The organism is Sphingomonas sp. (assembly GCF_036677245.1).
In the GTDB taxonomy this organism is placed as follows: Bacteria; Pseudomonadota; Alphaproteobacteria; order Sphingomonadales; family Sphingomonadaceae; genus Allosphingosinicella.
The window spans coordinates 1-2,167 of sequence record NZ_JAKFCG010000117.1 but is presented as its reverse complement, the minus strand read 5'-3'; the positions used below and the strand labels follow the sequence as shown (position 1 = coordinate 2,167).

4 protein-coding genes are annotated in these 2,167 nt (G+C 67.8%); all 4 read right to left on the bottom strand.

Going from position 1 to position 2,167, the window contains the following annotated elements:
* On the bottom strand, positions 1-1,069 hold a 1,069-nt coding region (locus tag V6M48_RS12030; RefSeq protein WP_332812767.1), incomplete at its 3' end, for a putative PEP-binding protein.
* The gene (locus V6M48_RS12025; RefSeq protein ID WP_332812766.1) at positions 987-1,295 is read right to left on the bottom strand and encodes an HPr family phosphocarrier protein; all 309 of its coding nucleotides are present in this window, start codon (positions 1,293-1,295) and stop codon (positions 987-989) included. The genes V6M48_RS12025 and V6M48_RS12030, both read right to left, overlap by 83 nt.
* Entirely contained in the window at positions 1,292-1,681 is a 390-nt protein-coding gene (dhaM, locus tag V6M48_RS12020; RefSeq protein ID WP_332812765.1) for a dihydroxyacetone kinase phosphoryl donor subunit DhaM, read from the bottom strand. Before dhaM ends, V6M48_RS12025 begins: the two co-directional genes overlap by 4 nt.
* On the bottom strand, positions 1,678-2,167 hold a 490-nt coding region (dhaL, locus tag V6M48_RS12015), incomplete at its 5' end, for a dihydroxyacetone kinase subunit DhaL (protein WP_332812764.1). The genes dhaM and dhaL, both read right to left, overlap by 4 nt.

Genomic DNA, 2,167 nt, shown 5'->3' with positions numbered 1-2,167 from the left:
TGTAATTGCGAACCGGCTTGTCGCCGCCGGCATCGACGGTCCGGATGGTGACGGGCTTGCCGGCGGCCCACTCCAGCACCTTGCGGTAGGCCTGGTATTGCGTCTCCTCGTCCGGCAGGCCGCGGCTGAACAGGAACTCGGTCCGCATCAGCCCAACGCCGTCGCAGGTCGCGATGTCGATGGTATCGACATCCACCGGCTCGGCGATGTTGACCAACACCTCGATCTGCAGGCCGTCGGCAGTCACGGCGGGCCGGCGCAGGTGGCTGCGCGCCAGGTTGAGCAGCTGGTGGTGCGCCGTCGAGGCCTTGAGGAACTCTCGCTGGGCTTCGGTGTCGGGCAACACGATTATGCGCCCGTGTTCGGCATCGACCAGCACCAGATCGTCGTTTGCGGCTTCGATCGTCCCGACCCCGACCAGCATGGGCACACCACGCGAACGGGCGAGCATGGCGACGTGACTGGCCGAACTGCCGCTGTGGAGGACGATCCCCCCGCCCTGCTTCCAGTCCATCGCCAGGAATTGGGTCGGCGTGATGTCGTTGCCGAGGAGCACCGCTCCGGCCGGCGCCTTGCCCGACTTGGCGCCGGAGAGCGCTCGCAGCACGCTGTCGCGGATATCGCGCAGGTCGGCGCTGCGGGCGCGGAAATAGGCGTCGTCGGCGGACTCGTAATCGGCGATCTGCCCGGCAAGTGCGTCGGACCAGGCGGTTGCGGCATCGGCGCCAGTGGCAACCTCCGCAAATGCCGGCGCGGCAAGGCTCTCGTCCTCCAGCATCGCGACCTGGAATTCGAGGATGGCGGCGGACTCGGGCTCGGCTTTCGCCATCAGTTCCGCAACGGCATCCGAGGCGCGGCGAATGGCGGCCTGGAGGCGTTCGGCCTCGGTGGCGGCGTTGCCGCTTCCGACATAGCTCGCGGTGCTCCGCTCGATGAGGAACAGCGGTCCGGAGGCGTAGCCGATGGAAGCGACGGTGCCGGTTGCCCTATGCGTCGGCATGGGTGGCGCCCTCATCGAAGTTCCGCTCGACCAGCCCGACCAGCGCCTCGATTGCATCTTCGGCGTCATCGCCCTCGGCGCGGAGGTACAGCGTCGAGCCCTTGGGGGCCTTGGTGGCCATCACCTTGACGATCGACTTAGCATCGACCCACGGGCCCTCCTCCGCCAGCGCCAGCACGATGCGCGCGCCAAACCCCTTTGCGAGCTTGGTGAGCTTTACCGAGGGGCGTGCATGCAGGCCCACATCGTGGGTGATGAGCACCTGTGCCTCAGCCAAATCGGTTGCCTTGTTCATGCCGGTGACAGTTCCTCTGCGGTGGCGCGAACCTCGGCGAGCGAAGCGCCCCCGGAGGCCTCGGTGGCCGCCATGACCGCGCCTTCGACGACCGGCGCGTTGCAGACCACGACCTTGCGGCTGCGGTCGCCGTCGAGCATCTCGATAGCCATTTCGGAATTCGTCTCGGCGCCGCCAAGGTCGACGAGGATCGCAACGCCGCGATCGGACCAGGCGCGATCGATGGCGGCGATGATCGCTTCCACCGAGGTGCCGAGCCCGCCTTCGGGGTTGCCGCCGCACCAGGCGAGCGGCACCTCGTCGCCGACCATCTGGCGCACCATGTCGGCAGCGCCCTCGGCGACCAGCGGCGAATGCGAGACGATGACGATACCTACATTCTTCATTGCAGCGCTCCTGCAACCGCTTCGAGGATGAGGGCGCTGGAGCGCGCACCCGGATCAATATGGCCGATCGAGCGGTCACCGAGGAACGAGGCGCGGCCGCGGGTGGCCTTGCGAGGACCGGTGGCGGCGACCTCAGCATTGGCGATGGCCAGCAGTTCGGGCAGCGGTTTGCCGGCGCCCAGGGCATCGGCGACGGGATAGAGCACGTCGAGCATGGTTTTCTGGCCGATCTCGGACTTGCCGCGGGCGGCGACGGCGTCGACGGCGCGGCGGAAGGCGCCGGCATAGTCGCCCGGCGACACCGCTAGCTCCTTACCCAGGGTCAGGAACAGCGTGCCGTAGAGCGGTCCGGAAGCGCCGCCGATGGTCATCACCAGCTTGGTGCCGATTGCCTTGAGCGCATCGGGCAGCGGCTTGCTGGCGATCTGGTCGATATCGGCCGCCACCGCATCGAAGCCGCGTTTCATGTTGAGGCCGTGGTCGCCG

What these genes read in the sequence shown, in the direction of transcription:
- V6M48_RS12025 (WP_332812766.1), bottom strand. Translation starts at nt 1,295, where the DNA reads ATGAACAAGGCAACCGATTTGGCTGAGGCACAGGTGCTCATCACCCAC.
- dhaM (WP_332812765.1), bottom strand. Translation starts at nt 1,681, where the DNA reads ATGAAGAATGTAGGTATCGTCATCGTCTCGCATTCGCCGCTGGTCGCC.